The sequence below is a fragment of the Streptomyces sp. NPDC051563 genome, from assembly GCF_044454225.1.
Classification (GTDB): domain Bacteria; phylum Actinomycetota; class Actinomycetes; order Streptomycetales; family Streptomycetaceae; genus Streptomyces.
Map to the genome: position 1 here is coordinate 225,499 of NZ_JBITDL010000006.1, position 25,507 is coordinate 251,005.

General features: G+C 70.9%; 14 protein-coding genes and 1 pseudogene. 10 read left to right on the forward strand and 5 right to left on the reverse strand.

What is annotated here, in order from left to right; all coding sequences use genetic code 11:
- Positions 1-36: 36 nt before the first annotated feature.
- On the forward strand, positions 37-393 hold the full coding sequence (locus tag ACIA8F_RS10275; protein ID WP_399377833.1) for a nuclear transport factor 2 family protein: 357 nt from the start codon (positions 37-39) through the stop codon (positions 391-393).
- Here ACIA8F_RS10275 and ACIA8F_RS10280 read toward each other — a convergent pair.
- Together ACIA8F_RS10280 and ACIA8F_RS10285 are read right to left on the reverse strand one after the other, a co-directional pair.
- Complete coding sequence (locus ACIA8F_RS10280; RefSeq protein WP_399377834.1) at positions 380-2,641, reverse strand: BTAD domain-containing putative transcriptional regulator; 2,262 nt, start codon at positions 2,639-2,641, stop codon at positions 380-382. The genes ACIA8F_RS10275 and ACIA8F_RS10280 overlap by 14 nt on opposite strands.
- 1,081 nt (positions 2,642-3,722) lie before the next feature.
- Positions 3,723-4,034 (reverse strand): annotated as a pseudogene (locus ACIA8F_RS10285) (IS5/IS1182 family transposase); the annotation flags it as partial.
- A gap of 1,135 nt (positions 4,035-5,169) precedes the next feature.
- Between ACIA8F_RS10285 and ACIA8F_RS10290 the strand changes: the two are divergent.
- From ACIA8F_RS10290 to ACIA8F_RS10300, 3 genes are all read left to right on the forward strand, one after another.
- On the forward strand, positions 5,170-5,838 hold the full coding sequence (locus tag ACIA8F_RS10290; protein WP_399377835.1) for a TetR family transcriptional regulator: 669 nt from the start codon (positions 5,170-5,172) through the stop codon (positions 5,836-5,838).
- Between the two features lie 203 nt (positions 5,839-6,041).
- Positions 6,042-7,289, forward strand: coding sequence for a cytochrome P450 (locus ACIA8F_RS10295; RefSeq protein ID WP_399377836.1), 1,248 nt, complete (start codon positions 6,042-6,044; stop codon positions 7,287-7,289).
- 32 nt (positions 7,290-7,321) lie between these two features.
- Positions 7,322-8,083 (forward strand): enoyl-CoA hydratase/isomerase family protein, encoded by a 762-nt coding sequence (locus ACIA8F_RS10300; RefSeq protein ID WP_399377837.1) that lies wholly within the window; start codon positions 7,322-7,324, stop codon positions 8,081-8,083.
- Between the two features lie 148 nt (positions 8,084-8,231).
- On the opposite strand, the gene ACIA8F_RS10305 is transcribed toward ACIA8F_RS10300, so the two are convergent.
- Positions 8,232-9,545, reverse strand: coding sequence for a benzoate/H(+) symporter BenE family transporter (locus tag ACIA8F_RS10305; protein ID WP_399377838.1), 1,314 nt, complete (start codon positions 9,543-9,545; stop codon positions 8,232-8,234).
- Positions 9,546-10,525: 980 nt separating this feature from the next.
- On the opposite strand from ACIA8F_RS10305, the gene ACIA8F_RS10310 reads away from it, so the two are divergent.
- From ACIA8F_RS10310 to ACIA8F_RS10330, 5 genes are read left to right on the forward strand one after another with little or no spacing between them, the layout of a single operon-like run.
- A complete protein-coding gene (locus ACIA8F_RS10310; protein ID WP_399377839.1) occupies positions 10,526-11,809 on the forward strand; it encodes an ATP-binding protein in 1,284 nt (427 codons plus the stop codon).
- Positions 11,806-12,648, forward strand: a complete 843-nt coding sequence (locus ACIA8F_RS10315) for a roadblock/LC7 domain-containing protein (RefSeq protein WP_399377840.1) — start codon at positions 11,806-11,808, stop codon at positions 12,646-12,648. The genes ACIA8F_RS10310 and ACIA8F_RS10315 overlap by 4 nt, the downstream gene beginning before the upstream one ends.
- Positions 12,641-13,033, forward strand: a complete 393-nt coding sequence (locus ACIA8F_RS10320; RefSeq protein WP_399377841.1) for a DUF742 domain-containing protein — start codon at positions 12,641-12,643, stop codon at positions 13,031-13,033. Before ACIA8F_RS10315 ends, ACIA8F_RS10320 begins: the two co-directional genes overlap by 8 nt.
- 3 nt (positions 13,034-13,036) lie before the next feature.
- Complete coding sequence (locus ACIA8F_RS10325; protein ID WP_399377842.1) at positions 13,037-13,597, forward strand: GTP-binding protein; 561 nt, start codon at positions 13,037-13,039, stop codon at positions 13,595-13,597.
- Between the two features lie 10 nt (positions 13,598-13,607).
- Positions 13,608-15,026: a cytochrome P450 gene (locus ACIA8F_RS10330; RefSeq protein ID WP_399377844.1), complete on the forward strand. Its 1,419-nt coding sequence runs from the start codon at positions 13,608-13,610 to the stop codon at positions 15,024-15,026.
- A 120-nt stretch (positions 15,027-15,146) separates the two neighbouring features.
- Here the strand turns inward: ACIA8F_RS10330 and ACIA8F_RS10335 are convergent, their stop codons facing one another.
- Positions 15,147-19,955 (reverse strand): HEAT repeat domain-containing protein, encoded by a 4,809-nt coding sequence (locus ACIA8F_RS10335; protein ID WP_399377845.1) that lies wholly within the window; start codon positions 19,953-19,955, stop codon positions 15,147-15,149.
- Positions 19,956-20,062: 107 nt separating this feature from the next.
- Positions 20,063-21,052 carry a helix-turn-helix domain-containing protein gene (locus ACIA8F_RS10340; protein WP_399377846.1) on the reverse strand — a complete coding sequence of 330 codons (990 nt, stop codon included), beginning with the start codon at positions 21,050-21,052 and terminating at the stop codon, positions 20,063-20,065.
- A gap of 78 nt (positions 21,053-21,130) precedes the next feature.
- Between ACIA8F_RS10340 and ACIA8F_RS10345 the strand changes: the two genes are divergently transcribed.
- Entirely contained in the window at positions 21,131-25,489 is a 4,359-nt protein-coding gene (locus ACIA8F_RS10345; RefSeq protein WP_399377847.1) for a S8 family serine peptidase, read from the forward strand.
- The last annotated feature ends 18 nt before the right edge of the window (positions 25,490-25,507 follow it).

Here is a 25,507-nt window from a genome sequence, read left to right on the forward strand (position 1 = left end):
AATATTCAGGCGAATTCACTGATAAGGTATTGATTCATGGACAGGAATGACGTCGCCCGGCTGGTCGGGAAATACATCGCGATCTGGAATGAATCCGACGACCGGCCTCGACAGGCCCTGGTCGAGGAGGTTTTCACCCCGAACGCGATATACACGGATCCGAACATCGTCGCCCAGGGCACCGCGGCCATCAGCGACTACATCGCCGTGGCACAGCGGAACTTCACCGGGATGCCCTTCACCCTGGGGCCGGTGCTGACCCATCACGACGTGGTGCACTTCGCATGGCAGGTCGGCCCCGACGGCGGCACCCCGGTGGTGAGCGGATTCGACGTCGCCTCCTTCGAGGACGGCCGGATCAACCGGCTGACCGGATTCTTCAACGGCTACTGACCCGCTCTCGGGGCGCATGAGACACATGGGACGCATGATCACCGGGAAAGGAGTTCGTCCCGACAATCAGCGGCAACGCCCTGAGCAGGCGCGCCCTTTTCGCCGATACGGAATCCGGATCCCCGAATATCCGGTGGAACGTCTCCCAGGTGGATTCGGCGATGCAGTCCCCGATGGTCGCGATCAGATTCTCGAAGAGCCGGGTGACCGAATCGACCGACAGGGTTTCGAGTAGGATCCGGGTGCTGTTCAGCTGGCCCAGCCCCCACTGGGGGGAGCTGCGGTGGAAATCCTCGTTCGCGCAGGCCACGATGAGCAGCATCCCGGACTGGCTTCCCGATACGAGCCTTTCGAAGAATTCGAGCGTGGCTTCGTCGGCGAGGTGCAGATCATCGGCCGCGATGACGACCGGGTGCTTCCGGGCGATTTCGTACACGAGGCGCTCCGCCTCGTACACACCGCCCCCAGCCTCCGGGCCGTCCGGACGGGCGGCGCCGACCGGGCCCAGCGGGCTGGTCTCGCGGAAGAGCGACCGCAGTTGAGCGACGACCGATGCCGGGTCGATGCTCACCGACCTGCTCACCCGGTACTTCACGACGAAGGGAGCGGTGCGGGCCTCTTCCTCGAGCAGTCGGCAGAACTCCATCAGGAGCCGGCTCTTCCCCGTCCCGTGGTCGCCGAGGATGGTCACGAGGTGGGGAAGGCCGCGCTCTTCCACCCGCTGGAAGGTCCGCTGCAGGATCTCCATCTCGTGATCCCGGTCCATGAAGGGCTCGGTGTCGACCGGGTACTCCACCGCATGCGATGCGGCGATCCAGTACGGCAGTTCCTCGGCGACCATGGTCAGGTAGGACACCTGGTCCAGGGTCAGCGCCCTGGTGCGGTCGGACACCCAGATCATGCCGGCCGGTACCCGCGGGAAGATCTCCCAGCACTGGTCCAGCAGCGTGCCGTTGGCCGAGACCCGGTTGCGCCGGGGCGCCGGGTCGAAGTGCCGCTGGAGGTCGCCGGTCGCCACCATGGCCCTGATCGTGATGCCATGGCGGTTCTCGTCCGACGCGTCGAGGCTGTCCCGCAGCAGCAGGGCGAGCTGCGCCGCGCGCGCGGCGCCCTCCCGTGGATCGTCGAGGTCGAAGAGAGCGATCGTCGCGGAGCCCACGGATGCGAGCACCTCTCCCCCGCAACACTCCACCCCTGCCCTGACGAGGGTGTGTATCCCGTCGAGGAGATCGTCCACACCCACGAGGTGCGGAGTTCCCGCCCCTGCTCCGACATGCGCCCGGACGATCATGACCGTCACCTCGCGCCGGTGCGAACGCTCCGGGGAACCGGCCGGAGGCTGCGACCGGCCGGTCGTGTTCAGCAGGCTGGGCACGGGTCCGTCGTGATCGGGAGGCGGCTCCGGAGCGGGCCGCGCACTCACGTCTGCCGGTCGGCCGGTCCAGCCGCCCTCCTCGGCTCCCGGCTCTGCCTGGGAGAACTCGTTGAGCGTCGGGTCGTGCGACAGGATGCGGCGCTGCAGGTCCCGCAGCCACGGCCCGGGCTCCAGACCGAGCCGGTCCACGAGTTCGCTATGCGTGCGCTGATAGACGTTCAGCGCCTCGCTCTGCCGGCCGGCACGGTACAGGGCCAGCATGAGCAGCCCGCGGGCCCGTTCCCGTAGCGGCTCGGCCTCCACCAGCGCCTCGATGCCGCTGATCGCTTCACGGTGATGGCCGCAGTCCAGCTTGGCCTCGAAGTACAGCTCCTGGGCGTCGATGCGCGAGTTCTCGACGATGTTCGACTCGGGCCAGACGATCCCGGCTTCCACGAGATCGGCCAGGAGGTCTCCGCGCCACAGGTCCAGCGCGTCCCGCAGGATCACGGCGGCCTCGGCCGGGAGCCCGTCGGCCATCTTCTTGCGCCCGCGCTCCAGCCGGCGGGAGAAGGCGTGCACGTCGACCATTTCCTCGTCGATGTGCAGCATGTAACCGGGGGAACGCGTGATCAGCGCCGGCGACGACTCGCGCCCGCTCAGCGACCGCAGCACCGACCTGAGCGACCAGACCGAATTCTGAAGAATCTTCCGGGCCGTAATAGGCGGCTCACCGTCCGGCCACAACGAATCCACTAACCGACTTGTTGCGACAACCTGATTCGGTTCGAGCAGAAGTCTCCCCAGCAGCGCACGCTGCTTTACTCCGCCAAGGACCGCCCGTTCACCATCACGAACCACTTCCAGCGGCCCGAGCAAGCGAAACTGCATCATGACCCTCCCCCGTTTATTCATGACCAAGAGGCACCCCCGCCCGCGAATGCACGCGGCAACGACAGGGATCCAATGAAATCCACACATCCGGCGCGATCGGGTGATCCACGATCCGCGAGCAGGGCCACCACCAGGAAAAACTGCTCCGGGACGGCTGATGCGTCTATCTGGACAACAGCGGCAGGCAGGCCGCAAACGACCCCGCACGGCATGGCGAAGCCGGGGGTCCCGCAGGGAATCTCAGTCGCGGACGCGCAGACGGACATGCGCACCGGCACGCAAAGAGAAATAGCCGCCGAGTATCCATATCGATCCACCCCCACCGCATCAACGCAGAAAATTCATTGCAAGTGAATCACACAACCTCCCGGGAGGCAACCGGGAATCAATGAGACCGCAACCGCAACGCTCGACACCATGCCAAGACTTTACCCAGCTCGATTGCAATCGAGCCGACAGGCCTGCCCAATGTGTTCAGGAACACCCACCACCCCCTCATGCAACCTCACATAATCAGCCAACGGGCCGCTCGAAGGCTGAATAGGACCTTGCGCAACGCGCCCCACCGCAATTCGCACCGCCGCGCCGCCGCTGCCTCGATGGAGCTCCGCCACCGCGGCACCGTCTCGTCCTCGGGTTCGTGTCCGCGCCGGGTGCCGATTCAGGCAGCGCTGGCCGGCCGCGGCCTCTCGCCGCCAAGGCGGCCAGCCACAATGTGGGTATGGATGCTGCCGAAGGCCCTGTAGTCGTGGTTGCCTGCCTGCTGAACGAGCCGTGGGATCGCAGGTGGAACAGCCTTGAGGTGGCGGGCGTCGATGGTGGATCTCTCCACGAGCGGGGGATGGCGACCGTGAGGTCCATCTCTGACGAGATCGAGAGGGTCCTTCCCGATCTCGCTGGACCTGACAGCGTGCACGTCTGGCATCGGTTGCACCGGATGGCTCAGCTGATGGTCGCTCACAACACCGCACCGCTTGAGGCGAGTTCCTAGGAACTCGCCGGTCGGTCCTGGGCGGAGCCAGATGACGAGGCTTGCCGCCGTGATGGTGCCGAGGAAAACGTGGCCGCGCTTGTCGTAGCGCCGGCCACCGTGTGCACCTCTTCGCAGGCCGGCGGCCAGGCTGTCGGACTTCTCCGGGATCGTGTGCGGGATGCCCCGGCGTCGCAGGTACTCCCGGCACGGCCGGTCGCTGCCGGCCGTGTTCACGGCGACGCCGTCCGGCCTGTTGCGGGGCCTGCCCGGCCCGAGAAAGGGAACGCGGATCTTCTTCAGCACCGGTCAGAACTGGAGGCTGTCACTCCGCTGGCCAGCGGTGATGAGCAGGGACTGCGGTCGGCAGCGACCGTCGGCGCTCAGGTGGATCTTGCTGGTGAAGCCGCCCCGCGAGCGGCCCGGTCCCTCACCTGCTGCACCACCTCCGCCAGCCGGCCGACCGGGCTCTGCTGTAGCCGGCACCTCTCGACGATCGTTCAACCGGCTCTTGCGAACGTCGACAAATGGTCCGCCGGCCGCGCGCGGCGCGTAGCCGGAGCATGTCGTTGGACGGCGGTCATCAGGAGTTGGGGCCGGTGGCCACGACTGCCCGCTCCGGTGCCCGGAGCCCGGCCGGTGTGCCCGGCCGCCCGGTGCGTCGATCGGCACGGGGCACGAGGGAGGTACGCACACCGCGTTCGCGGCGACGCACGGATCCCGCGCGCCCCACCGAGCGATCGCACGGCCGAGCTTGGGTTCCGAGCCCGGCTTCGTCGTACCCGTGGGCACGAACGCCTTCAGTGACCTCGAGGTCTCCGCGACCAGCCGGTATCCCTGGAGGCCAAGACGCGGATGGGGGTGGCGCAGTGCACGTATCGCTCCTTCGTTGTGAACCAGGTCGGTACCAGAGCCCAGACCCGGTCCGGTCATGCCCTTGAGGCAGGCATCGCGCAGCGCGGGATGCAGTCGGACGTCGCGGCGGATCGCGTGCCTGCTCGCCTCTCGACAGACGACCCGGTCCTTCAGTAGACCGTACGGTCTGTTCGCGCCACCTGCCTCCAGCTGAGGAGAACACCCCTGCACAAGCCGTGTGATTGAGCAGATATCGCCCTACTCACCCACCTCGGCCCGGCTCGAGTGCCAGCCTGGATGCTCGACGCCCCCAAAGAGACTCAACCCCTTACGGGAGTGATGCCCTATTTATCTGCATACCTACAGGACCTACAGCGGACCAGTTGGTCTGTTCGGTTGGCGCTCATCTTCGGATGCCGGCCACCCAGGCGTCAAGCGGAATCGATCACGGATGCCCAGAAGGAGGCCAGTTGACCCCTGAGGCCGGCACCCCCTGACCGTCCACGGGCGCCCGGAGGTCGACCCAGGGGCGCTGCCACAGCCCCGCAATGACCATAATGACCGCAATGACCGCAAACGTGACAGAAGATGTCATCGGCGACTCGATCGGGGCTTACGCGATCTACTCAGGCTGTGAGATTCTCGCTTCCGCTTTGAAGATCACGAATGAGGTCGTCAGTGACGGCAGAGGGGGGCAAGGAACGTGCCCGAGGCACACAAGCTGTCCAGGGCGCAGTCAGACCGCGCCAAGTGGACGTACGGCAAGATCCTTGATGCGGCCGGCCTCGTATTTGAGCGGAATGGATACGAGGGGGCGTCGGTCAATGAGATCATCCGGGTTGCAGCCGTAACCAAGGGTGCCTTCTATTTCCATTTCCGGTCAAAGAAGGACCTCGCGGTAGCGATCCTGGAAGCAACTCTTCAAGTCGACGGGCTTGTCCCACAGGAAATCAAGCTTCAAGAGGTGGTCGACGCCGGAATGATTCTTGGTCACAGGATCTCTCGGGACCCGAAAATCATGGCTGCCTTGCGCCTGTCGCTGACCCATGAGGCGCGGGAGGTATACGGAACTCCCTGGCCTGAATGGATCAAATTCAACACCGCACAGTTGAACGAGGCCCAACGGCGTGGCGAGATCGGCGTCGACGTGAAGACCGCCGACCAGGCGCACCAGATATCCGGCGCGTGGTCAGGCCTCGTTCTGACGGGCCACTCCATCTACGGGAACCTCGATGGCCTGGAAGAGCGGATTGCGACGATGTACGAGAATCTCATGATCGTCATCGCGCATCCGAGAATTCTCAAGCAAATCGATTGCTCGCCCGCTCGAGGCCGGGATCTCTATCAGGCCTTCCTCGACCAGCGCCCCTGAGGGGTCTGCGCCCCTTCCATGAAGGGGCGGGTGAACATAGGGCGCCTTGCGCCTTATGTCCGTAAAAGTCACGATTCTTCGAACTCGCAAATGCGCGGCATGCCGCAGATCGGTGTGGGGAAACTCTCTTTCTGCGTGGAGGTTCAACGGTGAGGGTAGGCAGGGCTGGCCACCACTGTTCGATCTTGCAAGAAAGAGCTATTTTGAACATTTCCACGGTCACTGTCGGTATCGACCGGCGGGCGTTGACGGCTGTCTTTTCTCGGCTTCGCACAGAGGCGGGACAGTCGAATCCGTTGCCGGTCTATCGACAACTCGCGAAAATGGGAGAGATCATCCCGGCACCGTGGGGCGGATACGTTGTCACGTCCTATGCTCTCTGTGACCAGATCCTTCGGGACAAGGGTTGGAGAGTTCCCGACGCCAACTGGCGAAGAAACCATTCAGCGCAATGGAGTTCACCAGCCTCGCAGCAGATGGCCGCGTCGCTGCCGATGCTCAACCCACCCCTTCACACGAGGGAACGGCGGTCTCTGGGGGGCCTCTTCCCCCACAACTCGCTCGCAGTGCTTCGCCCGTTCGTGGAACGGGCCGTAGACCGGCTGCTCACCGAGTTCACGGAGCAACTGCGCTACGGGCCCGCCGATTTCCACACGCTGGTGAGCGAAGAACTGCCCATCATCACCATCGGCGAGTGGATGGGCATACCCGCCGCCGACTACGGACTACTGCGCGACCTGACGCATGACCAGGTCTTCGCGCAGGAGCTCTTCCCCACACCGAGCCAGTTGGCCCTCTCCGATAGCGCGACGAGGCAACTACGGGCCTACTTTGACGAGTTGATCCGTGCGCGCCGCAGGAATCCGGGGAGCGATCCGATTTCGGTGTGGCTTCGGACGTGGGATGAGCTCGAACCCGACCGGCACCGCGCGGACGAAGCCGTTCACGCTCTCGCGCTCTTCATGATTCTCGCGGCGCTGGAGACGACCTCGCACGTCCTGTCCACGTCGGTGCGGCTGCTCCTCCAATACCCCGAGCAGCTGGAATCACTGCGCCGCAACCCCGAGCTCGTCCCGGACGCCGTCGATGAAGTACTGCGCTACGACGCCCCCATCCACATGATCAGCCGTGTGGCCTCGACGGATACCCGGCTCGGAGACACCGTGGTGCCCGCCGGCCAGATGGTGCAGCTCATGGTCGGGGCCGCCCATCACGATCCCGAACGCTACCCGGACCCCGAACGTTTCAGCCCCGGTCGCGGAGCGTCCCACCTGGCCTTCGGAGCAGGAATCCACTATTGCGCGGGCAACGCCCTCGCCCGGCTGGAAGCCGTCACCCTCCTCACCTCACTCCTCAGCCGTTCGATACGGCCGCGCCTGAGCGGGCCCGCACGATGGGCGCCCCGCGTAGCCTTCCGACGGATTTCTTCCCTCCAACTCACCCTCGCCTGACCACTCCCTCGAGAAACGAGACAAGGCCCCACATGCTCACGGACTTCAAGGCCCTCCAGGTGACCGACGAAGGGCCCATCCTCAGGGTGCAGCTCAACCGTCCCGAGACGGGCAACAGTGTCGACGGCCAGATGCTCAGCGAACTGCTGGAGGTCCTGCGCGCCCTGGAGGACGACAACACCGTCCGCGTGATGGTGCTGTCCGGTGCGGGAGACCATTTCTGCCAGGGCGGCGACCGCTCGGAATTCCCCGCCCTGCTGGAGAGGGACCCGTCCGGCTCCGAGCTGAGGTCCCTCGCCGACAAGGCCCAGCGGGTGTGCTCGACGCTCTCGCAGCTGAAGCTCGTCACCATCGCCCGCCTCCACGGTGATGTGATAGGCGCCGGCCTCGGCCTCGCGGTCTTCTGCGATCTGCGCGTCGGAGCAGACAGCTGCCGGTTCCGGATGCCGGAGGTCGGCCTCGGAGTTCCGCCCGCCTGGGGAGGTGTCCTTCCCCGCCTCGCGGAAGAGGCGGGGCAGGCCTGGGTTCGCCGGCTCCTGCTCACCGCCGAGCCGTTCGACGCCGCCCGGGCGGAGCAGCTGTCCATCCTGCACGAGGTGGTGCCTGCAGGTGATCTCGATGCCGCGGTCGCGCGCTGGGCGAAGCCGATCATTCGTCGTGACCCGACCACCGTGCGGATCACGAAGACCATGCTGAACGCGCGCGCGGGCGCAACTCAGCTTGCCGTCGCCTCGCACTTCGACGACGAGTTGCTCACGGCCGCTGTCGCCAGGCGGGCGTTGCATCGGCGGTGACTCCAGGCAGGTGCGACGCCCGCCTGCGTGCGATCGGGACCTCGACGCCCGCTCTCGCGAGGATCAGTCGACTCGTGAGCCGCCGGGGCGCGCCGGAAGCCGCCATCCCTGGGGGGGCTGCTCGTCGGCCGGACCAGTACGGTCCTGTTCACCCGGGGAGATCCCCCCGTGCGGGACTCGGCGCCGAAGTGCCCGCGTCTACGGGGCCTGGGACCGGGCCGGGAGCCGGCTCGGCCGAAGGCCCGGACGGCTTGGCCGGCGCCGCCCCGGTGGTGCGCGGGCTGCGTCCGCCGCGCGTCACCGCGAGGGTCAGCGCTCCGGCCAACAGACCCCAGAAGGCGGAGCCCACACCGAGCAGCGTCACCCCTGACGCGGTCGCCAGGAACGTGACGACCGCGGCCTCGCGCGCACTCTCGTCCGAGAGTGCGGCGGTCAGGGAGTTCCCGATGGTGCCCAGGAGTCCGAGCCCCGCGATGCCGAGGATCAGGGCGGTCGGCAGCGCGGTGAGGAGCGAGCCCACCGTTCCGCCGAACACGCCCACCGCCAGGTAGAAGATTCCCGCCCAGACGCCGGCCAGGTAGCGCCGGCCCGGATCCTCGTGTGCCTCACGGCCCGTACAGATGGCCGCGGTGATGGCCGCGAGGTTCAGGCCGAAGCAGCCGAACGGCGCGAGCAGCAGATTGGTGGCGCCCGTCCAGGAGATCAGTGGCGAGACCGGCACCCGGTCGTAGCCGTCGCCACGCAGGACGGCGACGCCCGGCATGTTCTGCGAGGCCATCGTCACCACGAACAGCGGGAGTGCGACGCTGATGATCACCTGCCACGAGAACGCGGGGGCCGTGAAGACCGGTTCGGCGAAGGCGAACCGGATCCTGTCCGGCTGCAGCGATCCCTGCACGGCCGCCACCGCGACGCCCACGACGAGAGCCACGATGATCGCGTATCGCGGCAGCAGCCGCCGACCCAGCAGATAGACGGCGAAGAGGGAGAAGACGACGGCGAAGTGGCCGTCCATGCCGGCGAAGAGTCCCGTGCCGAACTGTACGAGCACCCCGGCGAGCAGACCCGCCGCGAGGGGCAGCGGGATCTTGCCCATCGCGCGCTCGAACCAGCCCGTCAGCCCGCTGAGCACGATCAGCGCGGCGGAGACGACGAAGGCTCCGACGGCCTGGGCCATCGTCACCCCGTCGAGTCCCGAAACCAGCAGCGCGGCCCCAGGGGTGGACCACGCGGTGACGACGGGGGCCTTGTACCGCAGGGACAGGCCGATGCAGGTGACCCCCATGCCGACGCCGAGGGCCAGCATCCACGAGGCGAGCTCGCGCGTTCCCGCACCCGCCGCCTCGGCCGCGCTGAAGACGATCGCGGCGGAACTGGTGACTCCCACCAACACCGCGATCAAGCCGGCCAGGACGGTGGTCGCCGGCATGCCCCGAGGTGACTTCTGAACCGTCTCGCTCACCGGGCAGATTGTCGTCAGCCCGTCTCACCTCGGGCAACCGGTTATCCACGATCCGAGACCGACTGATCGGTTCTCCCCGTATACGGACCCGACGGGATCCGTACTCGCCATCCGGGTGCGGCCGGGCCGGCCGGTGCGGACGCGGGCCTTCGCGTGCTGCGGCTCGTCCTACTGCCGGGGCGGGGCGGTGTCCGGGGGCCGCCGCCGGGGGTTCCGCTTCGCCGTCCGGCCGGCTGCGGCTCTGCCTCACGGATATCGCCCTCGTGTAATTGAACATTGAATTGCGAAAGGCGGCCCGGGAGCGCGGCCGGTTCCGTCTCCCCCGGTCCTGCCTTGCCTGCCGGAATGAGCCGCTCGACGATGGCCTTGTCCCCCCGCGGGAGCGATCCGCGCGGTTCCGGCGCCGAGTCCCCGGTCCCGACGGAATGTCATGAATCCTCCGGGGGCGGCGTGCGGCGAGGGGATCGGCACGTCGGCGTACGAGCCGAGGGAAGCAGCGGCCCCGCGGTGCGTGAACAAACGAGATCACGCCACCTGACTGAAAGTCGATCACGGGACGGCGCCCTGCCCACACCTGCCGACGCGTCAGGGAGCGGCGGACAGGCGGACCGGGCATCGGTCGCCCGCACGGCGAATAGTTGTGAGAGATCGCCGCACCTCGCGTGAAGAACTGCTTAACGGACCGGGCGCGGGAGGGGGTCGCCGACGGCTCACACGAAGGACCTAAAGGCCATGTCAACCCACAATCGTGACAGTCCGGTTGGGGGTTTGGGCGGCAAAGCGGGCGTCCGGCGAGGTGATGATCCGGTGATAGCATCCCGGGCATCTGTGATCTTGATGCATTTGGACGCAGATGCCGATTTGGGTCGGCGGCACGCTCTCCGCGCAACAGCAGGTGAACCGTGCCGATCAGCTGTGTTGCGGGGCCTCGCGAGGTGTATCTGCAGCCGTCCGCATGGCACGCGCCGGGAAAGGTTTCCATGAATCGAGACGCACTTGTGTGGTGCCTGGTTGCGGTGGCGGCGATAGCCGTGGTCGCGGTCGTGGCACTCGTCGCCCGCACCAGGGCACTGGCGGCGAAGAAGGAGCACACCGAGGCCGAACTCAGGCACCAGCTGCTCGCGGCGGACAGTCACCTGCACGCCTCGCGCGCCGAGTTGCAGAGGTTCCGGGGCGAGCAGGACGCGACGCTCCGCGCGGCCAAGGAAGCCGCGGAGGAGAACACCAAGGCCGTCCTCAAGGGCGCCGCCAGCCTCCTGCAGAGCCTCGCCGCCGAGCAGACGACGCTTCTCGACGGCATCCAGCGCAAGTACGGCGGACACTCCGTCCTGAGCGACCTGCTGGACGTCAACCACGCCAATGCCCAGATGGCGCGCAAGGCCCAGGGCATCGCGGTCATGTGCGGGGCGCCGCTCGGCCGCCGCAACAGGCCCGCCAGCGTCTACGACGTGGTGCGCAGCGCCCAGGGGCAGATCCGCAACTTCCACCGGGTCGCCATCATGCAGCAGACCAGCCTCGCCCTGAAGGCGTCCGCGGTCGCACCCGTCGCCCTCGCCGTGGCGGAGCTGCTCGACAACGCCGCCAGCTTCTCGCAGCACGACGCGCCGATCGAGGTGACGTTCCAGCGGGTCCAGAACAACCTGTGCATCGTCATCGACGACGCCGGTGTCAGCATGAACGACGAGGAGCGGCAGCGGGCGACCGGGCTGCTCTCCGGAGAGATCGCCCCCCGTCTGTCGCAGCTCGGCACCCAGCCCAAGTTCGGCTTCCCGGTCATCGGCCTGATCGCGCGTCAGCACGGTTTCACGGTCGATGTCACCGGAGTCTCCCGGTACGGCGGCGTCAGGGCCGTCGTCCTCCTGCCCGAGGAGCTGTGGACCATGGAGGAGATCCAGCCCGTGCAGCAGGCTCCGTTCAGCAGCGAGGTTCCGTTCGGCGAAGCTCCGTTCGGCGAAGCTCCGTTCAGCGAAGCTCCGTTCGGCGAGGCTCCGGCCGGCCAGGCTCCGGTGAGCGATTTCCGGCGCGCCGCCGAGAGCCGGCCCGCCCAGGGCCCGACGTCGCGCACCATGCACGGCCTGCCCAAGCGCGGCGCACGCCAGGCGCCCATCGCGAGCGTCCCCGACCCCGACGCGCCCGCTCCGGTACCGCGGACCCCGGGGGACACGGGCCGCGCTTCCGGGCGCAGCCTGGGGGCCTTCCAGCGCGGCACGCTCTCCGGCCGCAACCTTGACGCCACCTCGTTCGAAGGGCCCGAAGAGGCATGACCGCAGACCTGTCGTGGATGCTCGAGGACATCGTGCACAACGTGCCCCGTGCACGGCACGCCGTCCTGCTGTCCGCCGACGGCCTTCCTCGCGGCGCGACCGAAGGCCTGGCCGAGAAGGACGTGCGTACGATCTCGGCGGCCATGGCCGGGATGCAGTCGCTCAGCCGGGCCACGGCCCACTTCGCCGGGACGCAGGAGGACCGGCAGTGGAACCAGACCATCATCGAGTTCTCGCACGGCTGGAGCTTCCTGATCGGGGCGGGGCAGGGTTCCTACCTCGCCGCCGCGGCCGCACCCGATGTGGACATGCAGCAGATCTCCTTCCGCATGCACCGCCTCGTCGCCCGGCTGGGCAACAACCTCACCTCTCCCCCGCGGGTGAACACCGAGGACGCCGGGGCTCCGCGCGGGGGTGCCCCCCGGCAGCAGGGCCCCGGTGACGCGGGATTCGTCCTGGGCGATCTCGACCGGGTGATGTCGGAGGTCAAGGGAGCCCGCCACGCCGTACTGCTGGGCTCGGACGGACTTCCCCGCGGGGCGACCAACGGAATGAGCCGCGACCTCGCGGACACGATCTCCGCGGCCATGACGGGCATCCACGCCTACAGCCGGGTCACGTCCCAGTTCGCCGGGGCCGTCGAGGACCCGCAATGGCGTCAGACGGTCATCGAGTTCCAGCACGGCTGGATCTTCCTGATGGCGGCCGGACCCGATGCCTTCCTGGCCGCCGCAGCCGAACACGACTGCGACATCGAGCAGTTCACCACGCGCCTGCACGAGGTGGTTCCCCGGCTGACGGCCGCGGCGGCACCGGAGAAGGGGGTCAGCCATGTCTGACGGGCCCCACTGGGACGCGGAGCTGGAGCTGACCTCTCCGTTAGTCCCCCTCTTCGTGATCACGAACGGACGGGCACTGCCCCCGGACCACGAGTACGAGCACACGACGCTCGTGACCGCGGCGGCCGAGCACGGACAGGTGGCGGCGCGCACGCTGTCCCCGGAAGCGGGGCGGGTCCTGGACCTGGTCGCGAACGGCTTCCTGTCGGTGGCCGAGGTGGCGGGGCACACGCACCTGCCCCTGGGTGTCGTCCGCATCCTGCTGGCGCAGTTGGAGGAGGACGAACTCATCCTTGCGAGGACACCGATCCCGCGCGCCGAACGTGTCGACAAAGAGCTGGTCAGCGCCGTGCTCGAAGGCCTGAAGAATCGATTCGGAGCGTAACGCGTGTACCTGGATCCAGATGTCTCCCACGCGGTGAAGATCCTCATCGTGGGGCATTTCGGGGTCGGCAAGACCACCTGCATCGGCAGCCTCTCCGAGATCGAGCCCTTGCGGACCGAGGAGGAGATCACCGAGGCCAGCGTGGGTTTCGATGACCTGTCGGGCACGCCCGACAAGACGACCACCACCGTCGCCATGGACTTCGGCCGGCTCACCCTGAGCGACACCCTGGTGCTCTACCTCTTCGGAACGCCGGGCCAGGAACGCTTCAAGGAGATGTGGGAAGAGCTCTCCCGGGGTGCACTGGGAGCGCTGGTCCTCGTCGACCCGGAGCGGCTGCACGAGTCCTTCCCCATCCTGGATCTCGTCGAACGCTTCGGCCTGACGTACGCCATCGCCGTGAACCACTTCGAGGGCACCACGCACTACCCGCTCGACGAGGTGCACGAGGCTCTGAACCTCGCCCCCGAGACCCCTGTCGTGGAATGCGACGTACGGGACGAGAACTCCTCCGCGCGGGCCCTCATCACCCTCGTGAAACACCTCATGTCCCAACTCGGCTAGGAGCGCAGGAATGCAACAGCCACACGAATCGCACGAGATACCCCCCGGCTGCCCCGCGCACGGGAACGTCCGGATGTACGGCCCGTCCTTCGGAGCCGACCCGGACAGCCACTACGCACAGCTGCGTTCCCACGGTCCCAGTGCGCCCGTGGACATCGCTCCCGATGTCGAGGTCGAGCTGGTCACGAGCTACGACGCCGCCCTGTACATCCTGCAGAACCCCGCCTCCTTCGTACGCGACTCCCGGCGCTGGAACGCGCTGAACGAAGGCCGCGTACCGGCCGACAGCCCGGCCCTGCCGATGATGGCCTACCGCCCCAACGCCCTCCTCAGCGACGGCGCCGCGCACGCCCGGCTGCGGCGGGCCGTCACGGACAGTCTCGCCACGGTCAACGAGCACCAGCTCATCCGGCAGACCCAGCAGTCCGCCAACTACCTGATCAGTCAGTTCAGTACGGACATCCGCGGCCACGCCGAGCTGATGGCCGAGTACGCCCAGCCGCTGCCCCTGCTGGTCTTCAGCGAGCTCTTCGGCTGCCCGCCCGAGATCGGCGACCGCGTGATCGCCGGGATCAGCGGCCTCTTCGAGGGAACCCCCGGGTCCGACGAGGTGCTCGGCGGGGCGCTCACCGAGCTCATCGCCCTCAAGCGGCGGCGCCCGACGGACGATCTGACGACGCGGCTGATGGAGCACCCGGCCGAGCTGAACGACGAGGAGATCCTGCACCAGCTGGTCACCCTGCTCTCCGGCGGCACCGCACCGCTGGCCGCCGTCATCGGCACCAGCAGCGCCCTGTACCTCGGAGAGGACTGGCCGCTCGGGCTCCCGGTCGAGGACGCGATCTCCCAGACCCTCTGGAACTACGCACCGATCGCCAACTACGCCGCCCACTACCCGACGCACGACGTCGAGCTCGGCGGCAGGGTGATCCGGGCGAACGACCCGATCCTCATCTCGTTCGCCGCGGCCAACACCGACCCGAAGCTGACCGAGCACCGTGAACAGCTCAGCGCGAAGGCGCACTTGGCCTTCGGAGCGGGCCCGCACGCCTGCCCCGCCAAGGACCCGGCCTTCATGATCGCCGTGACGGCCGTCGAGACGCTGCTCAACCAGCTGCACGACGTGGAGCTGCGCGTCCCGTTCAAGTCGCTGACCTGGGCGCCGAGTCCGTGGAGCCGCACACTGGTCACCCTCCCGATCCGCTTCACCCCGAAGCCCGTCGCGCAGGGATCCGGGGCGGCCGGATCGGTCACATCGACCGGATCTGCCTCTTCCGCCTGGCCGGCGGGGTCGACCGCGGGCCGAACGCCCCAGCAGCAGGCCGCCGACGCCTCCCCCGCCGGCCCCTCGGGTACGCAGGCCCCTGGCGCGCAGCAGCCCAAGGGCGGTCTGTTCAGCCGGTTCCTTGCCTGGACCAGAGGCGAATGAGCAATCTCCGCCGGTACGCCGGGGGATGAGGCGGCAGGGCGCCCGGGGGACGTCGGCTCGGTTCCTGCACTCGGCAGGAGAAGACAGTCCTGGGTGAGCGGCTTCGGCATCCGAGGGTGCTCACCCAGGGGTGATCCGTTCGAGGACCTCCTCGTAGAGGGAGCGTTTGTCGGGACGGGCGCGTACGGCGGCGCGTCTGAGCGCCGGAACCGCCGACGGGCCCATGACGACCAGTCCCTCGGCCGCGGCCCTGCGGACGACGGGGTGGGAGTGCTCCAGCAGGCCGGTCACCGCGGGGATCGCGGGTGCCCAGGTCGCGTGGCACAGGGTCCGGATCGCCGTGCGCACCAGGTCCGGCTGGGGATCGTCCAGCAGGACGGAGGTGTGCTGGAGGTAGGTCTGACGGTCCAGCACGGTCCGCGAGGTCCGGTGGGCGTGCAGGCGGACCGCGGGCCTGGGGTGGTGCAGCAGGACGCCGATCAGCTCCCGCAGGCCGGGGTCCCGGTCCGCGTCCGGGCCGCCGGGTTCCTCGGCCAGCCGTGTGAGGGCCCGGCGTATCCGTACCGGGTCGCCCGTACGGGCCAGCTCCAGCAGCTCCTGCCGGGCCGGGGCCGGAGCCGCCGCCGTCGACGCGGCCGGGCCGCGGTCGCGGAGCGCAGCCAGCGCCTCGGCGTCCTCCCGTGCGGTGTCGGGGCGACGCAGCGGACCGTCGACGAGGAGCAGGGCGTCGGCGAGGTCCTCGCGTCCCTCGGCGCGCAGCCGCCGGCAGGTCCGCGTGAGGGCGGGGGTGCGCAGCAGGGGGCGTCCGCGGAGCAGGTCGAGGAATCCCCAGGAGCCGGCGTCGAGGCGGTCCGCGAGGCGCTGCGCCAGTACGTCGGCGGGGACCCGGTGCAGGGCCTGCCCGGCCGCCGAGCTGCCGGACGGCGGGTCGTGCTCCCACCAGTCGAGCAGCAGCGGGACCAGCGGCTCCAGGTCCGCCGGGTCGAGCCCGCCCGCCACGAGGGCGGCCCTGTCGTGCAGGATGCCGTCCGCGCGCAGCTCCCCCGCGCCGCTGGCGCTCAGTGCGCGGGAGAGGCGGGCGCCGACGGGTACCTCGACACGGCCGCGTACGTACGCGCGGAGCACGGGAAGCCCGCACGTGGGCTCGGGCCATTCCAGGAGCGCGAGGGCCGCTTTCCGCCGGGTGCCTTCGGCAGGTCCCTCCAGCATGGCCAGCAGGCGGTCCCGGAGGGCGGCCGAGCGGGGCTGGTCGAGGTCGTCGCCGCGTACGGTCCGCGGGTGAGGTGCCTCGGCGCGGGCGGATTCGGCGAGGGCGGATTCGGCGCGGGCGGATTCGGCGAGGGTCCAGGGTGGTGCGTCGAGGGGCTGGAGGTCCGTCATCCAGTCGACGAGGGCGGCCCGGGCCCCTGTTCCGGCCGCGGCGTGGACGTCGATCAGCGCGGCCAGGCGGTCCCGGGAGCCCGGGACGCCGTCACGCTGGGGGCGGAGCCGGCGGAATTCCTCCAGGGCTCCCGGTGTGCGCACCGCGGCCTCCAGACCGGCCCGCCAGGCTTCGGCTTCGGCATCGGCATCGGCATCGGTTGCGGCTTCGGCCGGTGCGGTGGCCGCGGTCCGCTGCGGGGTGGCGTGCGCGTCCGTCCGCAGGAATGCGTCCCGCAGTACGGCGCTTTCGGCCTGCGCCGGACGGGCGGCCAACCGGACTGATTCCAGGGCCTGTTCGAGGTCGGTGCGGAGTAGTACCGCGCCGAGGCCCCGGAGCAGCCTCAGCGTGGACGGGCCGTCCGAGGGGGCTGCGGGCAGGGCGCGTACCACCGCGGCGGCGGCCTGCTTCTCGATCGCCGGCAGGGCCGGTGCGACCGCTTCGAGTACCGCCATCAGGCCGGGGCGGTCCTCGGCCGGTGCCTCGGCGAGGGCGTCGAGCAGGGCCCCGGCCGAACGGGCGAAGGCCGCCAGTTCCCCGGCCGTCCACGGTGCGGGGCAGAGCCGGAGCGTGAGCCGCAGGACGCGGGCCCGGACCGCGGGTTCGCAGGCGGCGGCCAGCCGCAGCCAGTCCGCCAACAGGGGCCGCAGCAGGTGGAGTCGGACGGGATGCGGCGGCTCGCGGCGCGCGGCGAGGCGCAGCGCGGTCGCGGCGTGCCAGCCCTCCGTCACGAGCGCGTTGACCTCGGGATCCGCTCCGATGTCCGCCAGGGGCCGGCGTACGGCGGTGGTGGCGGCGGTCACGGTGATCCCGTGCCCGGCCATGGCCGTCGACAGCTCCTCGACCGTGCCGGAGGCGAGGCCGACGCGGCGGGTCCCCACCAGGGTGAGCAGGGTCGGGGCGACCGGTGATGCCTGGTCGTGCAGGGCTCGGACCGAGCGCACCGGCAGGACACCGTCGAGGCCGGCCAGCAGCAGCTCGCGGGTGCGGCCGTGGTCGCTGCCCTCGGCGGCGGCGAGGACGGTCGCCGGGTACGCCTCGCCGAGGATGGCGCGCAACGCCTCGACGAGGGTGCCGCGCAGGCCCGGGTTGTCGTGGCGGCCGAGCCAGGCGAGCAGCGCCGGTACCGCCGCGGGCGTGCCCGCAACGACGAGCACCCCGGCGGCGGTCTTCTTGACGTTCATGTTCGGATGACCGAGGCATGCGGCGATCGCGGCGGAGGCCCAGCGGGCCCGCGCGTGCCCGAGGGCGAGCAGCGCCTGCCGTACGGTCTGCACGTCCTCGGCGGCGGTCAGCGCGATCAGCGTCGCCGACAGGGCCTGTGCGTCGTCCCCGGTGGACCCGCGGGCGAGGAGCGCGATCACGTGCTTGCGCACGTGCCGGTCGCGGTGGCGCAGCAGGCGGTGCACCCGCGCACGGGTGCGCGCGTAGGGGGCTCGCAGGAGCAGTTCGAGCAGGACCGCCTGTTCGGCGCTCGACAGTCCGGGCCGGTCCAGCAGATCGAGGGCCAGGGTGGCGACGAGCGCGTGCCCCGCCTCGTGCGGGGTGGAGGCGTCGAGCAGGCAGGCCGGCCTGATCCGTGCCCGCTCGTGGAGGCGGCGGCCGAGGGCGTGTACGGCGTCCAGGACCTCCTGCGGCACCACGGGCTTCGCGGCGGCGCGTCCGGCACGCTCCACGGCACCCTCCGCGGCCCCCTCCCAGGCGGCCTGCCCGGCGGGCCGTCCGGTCTGCCGTACGCCGTCGGGGCGCGGGGCGGCTGCGCCCGGTTCCCGGGACGCCGCGAGCTCGGCCACGACGCGCAGGAGCAGGTCCGCGATGGCCGGCAGCGTGCCCGCGCCGCCGTGGGCGGCCAGGCGGCACAGGGCGGCCACGGGCCGGTCCGGATCCAGATGGGAGCTCAGCAGGGCCAGTTCCTGTTCGTCCGGCCCGCCGAGGTCGGCCGCGATGCGCGGGGGCAGGTCGGCGGCGTCGAGGCGTACGAGGAGGGCGCGCCGCCGCGCCGGATCATCGGTCAGGTGCCACAGCACCTCGAGGGCGCGGTGGCGCACCGCACGGAGATGCGGGGCGATGCCCGGCCCTCCCGTGCCCTCCTGCGCGCCGAGGCCGAGTCCTTCCCGCAGTGCTGCCGTCGTCCGGTGCCCGCCGATGGCCTCCAGCGCGTCCAGGGCCGCTGCGGGCGCGGAGGGCAGGAGGGCGATCACGGCGTCTTCGGCGGCAGCGTGGCGCAGCGCGCGGATCGCGTCGAGGAACGGTCCCGGCCGGGAGGCCGAGGGGAGGGACCGTGTGACGGCGTCCCCGATCGGGAGCTCCTGTGCCCCCTGTCCGGCCAGGGCGACCAGCAGGGCGAGCCGCCGCGGCCAGTCCGGGTCGTCGGGGGCCGCGTCCATCAGGACGCGGAGCATCTCGTGGCGGCAGGTGAACAGGACCGTCGCGATCTCGTCGGGCGGGATCGAGTGATCGGCCAGCGCCAGGCCGATGACGGCCGGGACGTGCGGAGCCTCCGGGAAGTGCCCGCGCCGGTGCAGCCCGCGCAGGCAGGTCACCGCCGGGCCGCCGAACAGCAGCGGGTCCCGCACGGCGATCTCGGTCAGCGCGCCGATGTCACCGCGGTCCGCCAGCTCGCCGAGCAGTTCCAGCGCGCGCCGGCGAAGCCCCGGCGGCAGCTGAGGATCGTCGATGACCTGCCGGAGCAGGCCGCGGTGTCCGTGGAGGGCGGCCGCGGCGAGCGCGGCATCGGCGGCTCCGGGCCGGGCGGTCACCGGTGCGGCGGCCAGGAAGGGTGCCAGCCGCCCTGCCGGGAGGGGCTCCAACGCCGCCCAGGGGCGCCCCAGTTCCTCCAGTGCGGCGGTGACGACGGCTGCGCTGCCGCAGCCGAGCAGGCCGGTCACGTGGGCGCGCACCCGTACGGGGGCCAGCAGGCCGGCGTGCAGTCCCTCCCGGGCCAGCCGCAGCCCCTCGGCCTGCAGCACCGGGTCGCCGCCGGCCATCAGCTCGGTCACGAGCTGCCCGGGGTGGTGTGCACCGGTGGCGGTGGTCTCCCGTACGGCCTGGTAGAGCAGTTCGCCCGCGGGCTCCTTCCGGATCACCGCGGGGTCGGTCAGGATCTCGGCGCGCAGCCAGGCGATCCGCACCCGGACCGGCAGCCCCGCGGTGCGCCACGAGGGCCACCGGTGCCGCGGGAGATGCGGCCCGAGCCCTTCGTGGATCCGCGCCAGGAGGAGCGCCTCCTCCGGCGTGCCGTCCACCGAGGGCGGGAGCAGCCCGGCGAGTTCGGCCCGCTCGGCCTCGCCGCCCGTCCGGCCGGAGGCCACCCGCTCGGCGAGCAGGGACAGTCCCAGGTACCGCAGTCGGGGGTCCTCGTGCCGGACGAGCGGTCCGAAGGCGGACGGCGGGCAGACCTGCGGGTCGAGGCGGCCGGCCGGCCGGACGAGGCCTGCGGGGCCGGCCAGGCCGGCGGGGTGGGCCCGACGCACGGCGTCGTGGAAGTACGTGTCTGCCGGCGTGGTCATCGTCGGATGCTAACCGGGAGGTTCCGGGCACCGCCAACGGGATTCCGTACGGGCGGCCGGGCCCGCACGGCTGGTGCACGGCCGTCGGCGAAGTGCTCCGCGGCGGGTCAGATCCACCCCCGCCGGGCCGCGATGGCTCCCGCCTGGAAGCGGTTCGCCGCCCCCAGCTGGTCGTGCAGACGGCTCATCCGGCGTCGCATGGTCCGTACCGACCAGCCGAGTTGGCGCGCGATCGCCTCGTCCTTCAACCCGCTGACCAGCAGGGCGAGGAGCAGCCGGTCCTCCTCGCCGGGCTCCCCGGACTCCTCTCCGGATCCCGTCGTCCCCGTCGGCCCCGTAGACCCCGATGGGGCGAGCAGCGGGGTCGCCACGGTCCAGCACAGCCGCCAGTAGTCCGTGAGCGCGTCGAGCAGCGAAGAGGGGCGGATCACCGCCGCGCGCACGTCGGTCAGGTCCAGCGACAGGGGCATCAGTGCCAGCGCGTCGTCGGCGATGGCCAGCTTGATCCGCAGGCCCGGCAGGACCCGGGCCTGCTCCCCCTGGGCCACCAGCCGCCGGATGTCGTCCAGCACCCCCGGCCACTCCAGCGCCTCCGGGGCGTACACCGCGCGGTAGGTGAGCCCGCCGCGCATCGCCGTCTCCTCCACCGGGTTGGCGGTGGTCAGCGCGTAGGGCGGCCGGTCCAGGGTGCGGACCTGTTGTCTCGCCTCCTGCTGGAGCCGTACGAACCAACGCCCCAGTGCCTCCCGGCCGGAGACGATCTCGACCTCCTTGGCGTCTCCGCGCCGGGCCGCCTCGAAGAGTCCGGCGAGCTCGCCCGCGGCCGACCGTACGCGGCCCAGCGCCACGGTGCGTTCCTGGATCAGCGCCTCCACCGCGTGCTGCGGGTCGATCGCCGCGTAGCGCCGCCGGGGGCCGGACAGCCGCCCGACCAGGCCGCGGTCGTGCATCCGGTCGAGCGCCCGTGCCACCCGCTCGGCGCCCGCGCCGAGTTCGCCCGCCAGCTCCGCGGGTGCGGCGGCCTGCCGGGCGAGCAGTGCGCGGTAGACCTGTTCGTCGAAGGCGTCGATACCGACGGCCGCCAGCTCCTGGGACATGCGGGCCATCGTGGCCCACCCGTGCCAGCGGCAGCAATGGGCCACTTGGAATCGTTGCCCTATCCGGACCGGGCAGCATTGGGTACCGCCTATGGGTCACTCACACCGAAGAACTGCGCACATGGGCCTGGTGGCCGCGGTGCTCGGCGGACTGCTCTCCTCGGTCCCGCCTGCCGTCGCGCCGCCTCCGAGTCCTCGGGCCCCGGCCCGCAACGGGTCATCGTCGAGTTCGAGGGCGCCGGGGCGCTGGAGTCCGCGGGCGGCTCGGCCGCGGCGCCGGGCTCCGCGGCCGGCTCCGCCGCGGGCGCCAAGGACACGCAGGCCGCCCGGAGCGCCAAGGCCGCCGAGGTGACGGCCGCGCGCAAGAACCTGACCGGCAGGCACGACGCCTTCCTCACCGGGGCGAAGCACGCCGGCATCACCGCCACCTCCGTCCGCCGGCACACGCTGCTGCTCAACGCCATGGCCATGACCGTCGGCGCCGACGACGTGGCGAAGCTGCGCAAGCTGCCCGGCGTGAAGGCCGTCAGCCCCGCCGGAACCTCGCGGGCCCTGGACTCCGATGCCAACGGGGTCGTGGGGAACCCGGACCTGTGGGCCCGGACGGACCCCGCCGGCGTCAAGGTCACCGGCAAGGGCGTCACCGTCGCCGTGATCGACACCGGGGTCGACTACACGCACCCCGATCTGGGCGGCGGCTTCGGCGAGGGCCACAAGGTGGTCGGCGGCTGGGACTTCGTTGACAACGATGCCAACCCGATGGACGACAACGGCCACGGCACCCATGTCGCCGGCATCATCGCCGGCAAGGCGGCCGCGGCCGGAGGCGTCACCGGCGCCGCGCCGGACGCCGAACTGCTGGCGTACAGGGTGCTCGGCGCCGACGGCAGCGGCGACGACTCCGGCATCATCGCGGCCATCGAGGCGGCGGTGGACCCCGCCAATCCGCACCGCGCCGACATCATCAACATGAGCCTCGGCAACAGCGCGGGCACCGCGAGCGACCCGCTGTCCCGGGCCGCGTCCGCGGCCGTGGACGCCGGCGTCCTGGTCTTCGCCGCGGCCGGCAACGCGGGACCCGGTTACTGGACCGTCGGCTCCCCGGCAGCCGCCCCCGGCGTCATCGCCGTCGGCGCCTCCACCAGCGGGATCCGGCTGCCCGTGCTCAAGGCGGCTGGCGACACCCTCCAGAGCTACCGCGGCGGCAGGTCCGCCAACCCGCCGGCCGCGGAGGTGACCGCCGGGGTGGTGGGCATCGGCATGGGCACCGCCGAGGACTGGGCGAAGGCGGGCGACGTCCGCGGCAAGGTTGTGCTGTACGCGATCCCGCCGGCCGTGAACCCGTACGACGTGTGGCCCGAGGAGCTCGACACCTGGCGCGAGGCCGAACGGCGCGGCGCCCTCGCCCTGGTGGGCGGCGTCGGCGGCGGGGGCGGCGGACCCGTCGTGTTCGGCGGCAGGAGCCGGACGAATCCGCTCCGGCCACAGGGCGAGCAGGGGCCGCCCACCCGCAACGGCGCCGCGGCCGCTTCCCGCAGCGAGGTGCTGCTCGGTGCCACTCCCGCGGAATCCGGCGACTCCCTGCGCCTGGACCGGCTCGTCGTGACCGGCGTGGACCACGAGACGGGGCAGCGGCTGGCCTCGCTGGCCGAGTCCGGCGGGGAGCTGGTGCTCGGCGGCCGCGACTCCACCGACGAGATGGCCTCGTTCTCCTCCCGCGGCCCGGACTCCGAACGGCTGGGCCTCAAGCCCGAGATCGTCGCGCCCGGTGTCGAGATCCTCTCCACGGTCCCCAAGGCCCTGGAGCCCACGGGCTACCAGCGGATGTCCGGCACCTCGATGGCCTCGCCGCTCGCCGCGGGCTCCGCGGCCCTGCTGCGTCAGCTGCACCCGGACCGCCCCGCGGACCGGCTGCGGGCCGAGGTGATCGGTTCGGCGAAGCCGCTCGACGGCCCCGACCTGCAGTCGCAGGGCAGCGGCCGGCTCGACACCGCCGCCGCGGCCCGGCCCGGGCCGTACGCCTCCCCCGCCACCGTCTCCTTCGGCCTGGCGCACATGGACGGGCCGAAGGTCACCGGCAGCCGGGAGATCACCCTGCACAACCCCGGCAGCACGCCGGTCCGCGGCAAGGTGACCGTCACCGGCCCCGCGACCGTCGTCCCGGACCACGTCGACATCCCGGCGGGCGGCAGTGCGAAGGTCACGCTGACCGTCGGACGGGACCGGCCCGACGTCACGGACTACGCCACCAATTACCTGAGCGGCCGTGTCACCGTCACCCCCGAGGAGGGCCGGGCGCTCACCGTCCCGTACCTGATGGCCGCGATCCCGCTGTACGTCGACCCGGCCGAGGACCCGTCCAACGACGGCTCCACCACCGTCTACGTGTACAGCCCGACGCCGCTCGCCGCGCCGCCGGTGCTGACGGTCACCCCGCCCAAGGGCAAGGCGTACACCAAGGCGACGGCGGCCACCTCGGACCCGTCCTACTACCGGGCCGATTTCACCGGTCTCGGCTCGGGCGTGCACACGATGACCGCCCGCGCCACCACCTCCGCCGGGGTGCGCCAGTACGGTACGGGCGCCGTCGAGGTGGCCCTCAAGGCGCCCAAGGCCAAGGACTGGCAGCCGATCGGCCCGAACAGCGCCGTGGGCACCACCCAGTTGACGCCCGGTGCGCCGCGCCAGGCCGTGATGACCCAGGGCACCCGTCCGGGCGCCTGGCTCACCACCGACGGCGGCAAGAGCTGGCAGCAGCGCGGCCACACCCCGGTCAGCAACGCGCTGCGGGAGCCGTCCCTGGTAGTCGACTCCCGCCGTCCGAACCGCTGGTGGGAGGCCGTGGTCAGTGCGCACCCGTCCGCCCCGGAGGGCAGTGTGCTGATGCGCACCGAGGACAGCGGCCGCAGCTGGGAGCGGATCCCCGGGCCGCCGGCCCCGGTCACGGAGCTGAGCGCCGACGCCCGCACGCGCGTCCTGCTCGCCGCCTCCGACTACACCGGCGAGCGGTTCGTCAGCCGGGACCACGGCTCGACCTGGGCGCCGGTGGACCTCACGGGGATCACCGAGTACGTCGCCAAGAGCGTGATCGGCGGCGACGACCTGTACGTCTGGGCCGGTCAGGCGATCTGGGTGGTCCGCGACTTCGTCACCGGCTCCCCCAAGCCCGCACAGCAGGTCTTCCGGGCCACGCCGCGCGTCCAGGTCATCGGCGGCTTCGACGTGGACGGACGACTGCTCGCCGTCCAGGTGCAGGGCCAGGACTCGGGCCTGTACGTGAGCCGTGACGGCGGCCGGCACGTCGAGAAGTCCGCCCGCACCTCCAGCGGTCTGGTCGACGTCTCCGGCGGCGACATCTACCAGGACGACCTGAGCGGCACCGGCGCCCTGAGCCGCGACGGCGGCCGTACGTGGACCACGGCCGTGCAGCCCGTACCCGGTTCGGTGGTCTACGACTACGACCGCTGGGCCGACGGTTCGCACACGATCGGCTCCTCCTCGGCCGGTCTGTTCCGCTCCACCCGGGACGGCGGCTACCGCCGGATCGGCGTCCAGGGCGAGTCCGTTCCGGCGCTGGCGGCCTTCGGCGACCAGCTCCTCGCCGGCACCTCGGTCGGCACCTACCGCACCACGGTGCCCGCGGCGGGCCCCGAGTGGGGTGCGGCGGAGCGCGAGGGCACGACCGGTACCGCCGTCGTCGGGTTCCAGCCTTCCGCCGCGGACCCGAAGTCCGGCTGGCAGCTGGTGAACCACCTCTACGACGTGGTGCTGCAGAAGACCGCGGACGGCGGCCGGACCTGGTCGGACGTCGCCACGCGGGAGGCGACCGGGACCGCGTTCCTGGCCGACCCCGCGCACCCGGACCGGATGATGATCTCCTACCGGGGCTCCGGCTCGGCCGGCCTCTACACCACCACCGACGGCGGCGCCCACTGGAAGACCTTCGACCAGGGCCGGTACTACGACACCATCGTGGCCGACCCCCGCACTCCGGGGCGGGTCTGGTTCGGCGGCTGGTGGGGCCTGTCCTACTCGGACGACTTCGGGGCCACCCTGCACCAGGTCTCCGAAGCCGAGGTGCACGCCGTGCAGTTCACCGACGGAGCCATGATCACCGGCGGCCAGGCCATCCGGGTCAGCAAGGACGGGGGCGCGACCTTCACCAAGGCCGACACCGGCCCGCTGCGGATCAGCGTCTCCGACCTCCTCCGGGTCGGAAACACGCTCTACGCGGGCACCAGCACCCGCTGGACGGACTTCACCCCCACCGGCGGGCGCGGCGTGCTGCGCTCCACCGACGGCGGGCTGACCTGGCGCAACATCTCCCGCGGGATGCCGAACAAGGACGTCCTGTCCCTGGCGGCCTCGCCCGACGGCCGGTACCTCTACGCCGGAGTCGACCAGGGCGGCGTCCACCGCCTGGAACTGGACGACTGAGGCCCGGCCCCTCCGGGT

Coding starts and splice junctions, on each gene's coding strand:
- ACIA8F_RS10320 (WP_399377841.1), top strand. CDS start 12,641: ATGTCTGACGGGCCCCACTGGGACGCGGAGCTGGAGCTGACCTCTCCG.
- ACIA8F_RS10310 (WP_399377839.1), top strand. CDS start 10,526: ATGAATCGAGACGCACTTGTGTGGTGCCTGGTTGCGGTGGCGGCGATA.
- ACIA8F_RS10280 (WP_399377834.1), bottom strand. CDS start 2,641: ATGATGCAGTTTCGCTTGCTCGGGCCGCTGGAAGTGGTTCGTGATGGT.
- ACIA8F_RS10275 (WP_399377833.1), top strand. CDS start 37: ATGGACAGGAATGACGTCGCCCGGCTGGTCGGGAAATACATCGCGATC.
- ACIA8F_RS10300 (WP_399377837.1), top strand. CDS start 7,322: ATGCTCACGGACTTCAAGGCCCTCCAGGTGACCGACGAAGGGCCCATC.
- ACIA8F_RS10330 (WP_399377844.1), top strand. CDS start 13,608: ATGCAACAGCCACACGAATCGCACGAGATACCCCCCGGCTGCCCCGCG.
- ACIA8F_RS10340 (WP_399377846.1), bottom strand. CDS start 21,052: ATGTCCCAGGAGCTGGCGGCCGTCGGTATCGACGCCTTCGACGAACAG.
- ACIA8F_RS10335 (WP_399377845.1), bottom strand. CDS start 19,955: ATGACCACGCCGGCAGACACGTACTTCCACGACGCCGTGCGTCGGGCC.
- ACIA8F_RS10315 (WP_399377840.1), top strand. CDS start 11,806: ATGACCGCAGACCTGTCGTGGATGCTCGAGGACATCGTGCACAACGTG.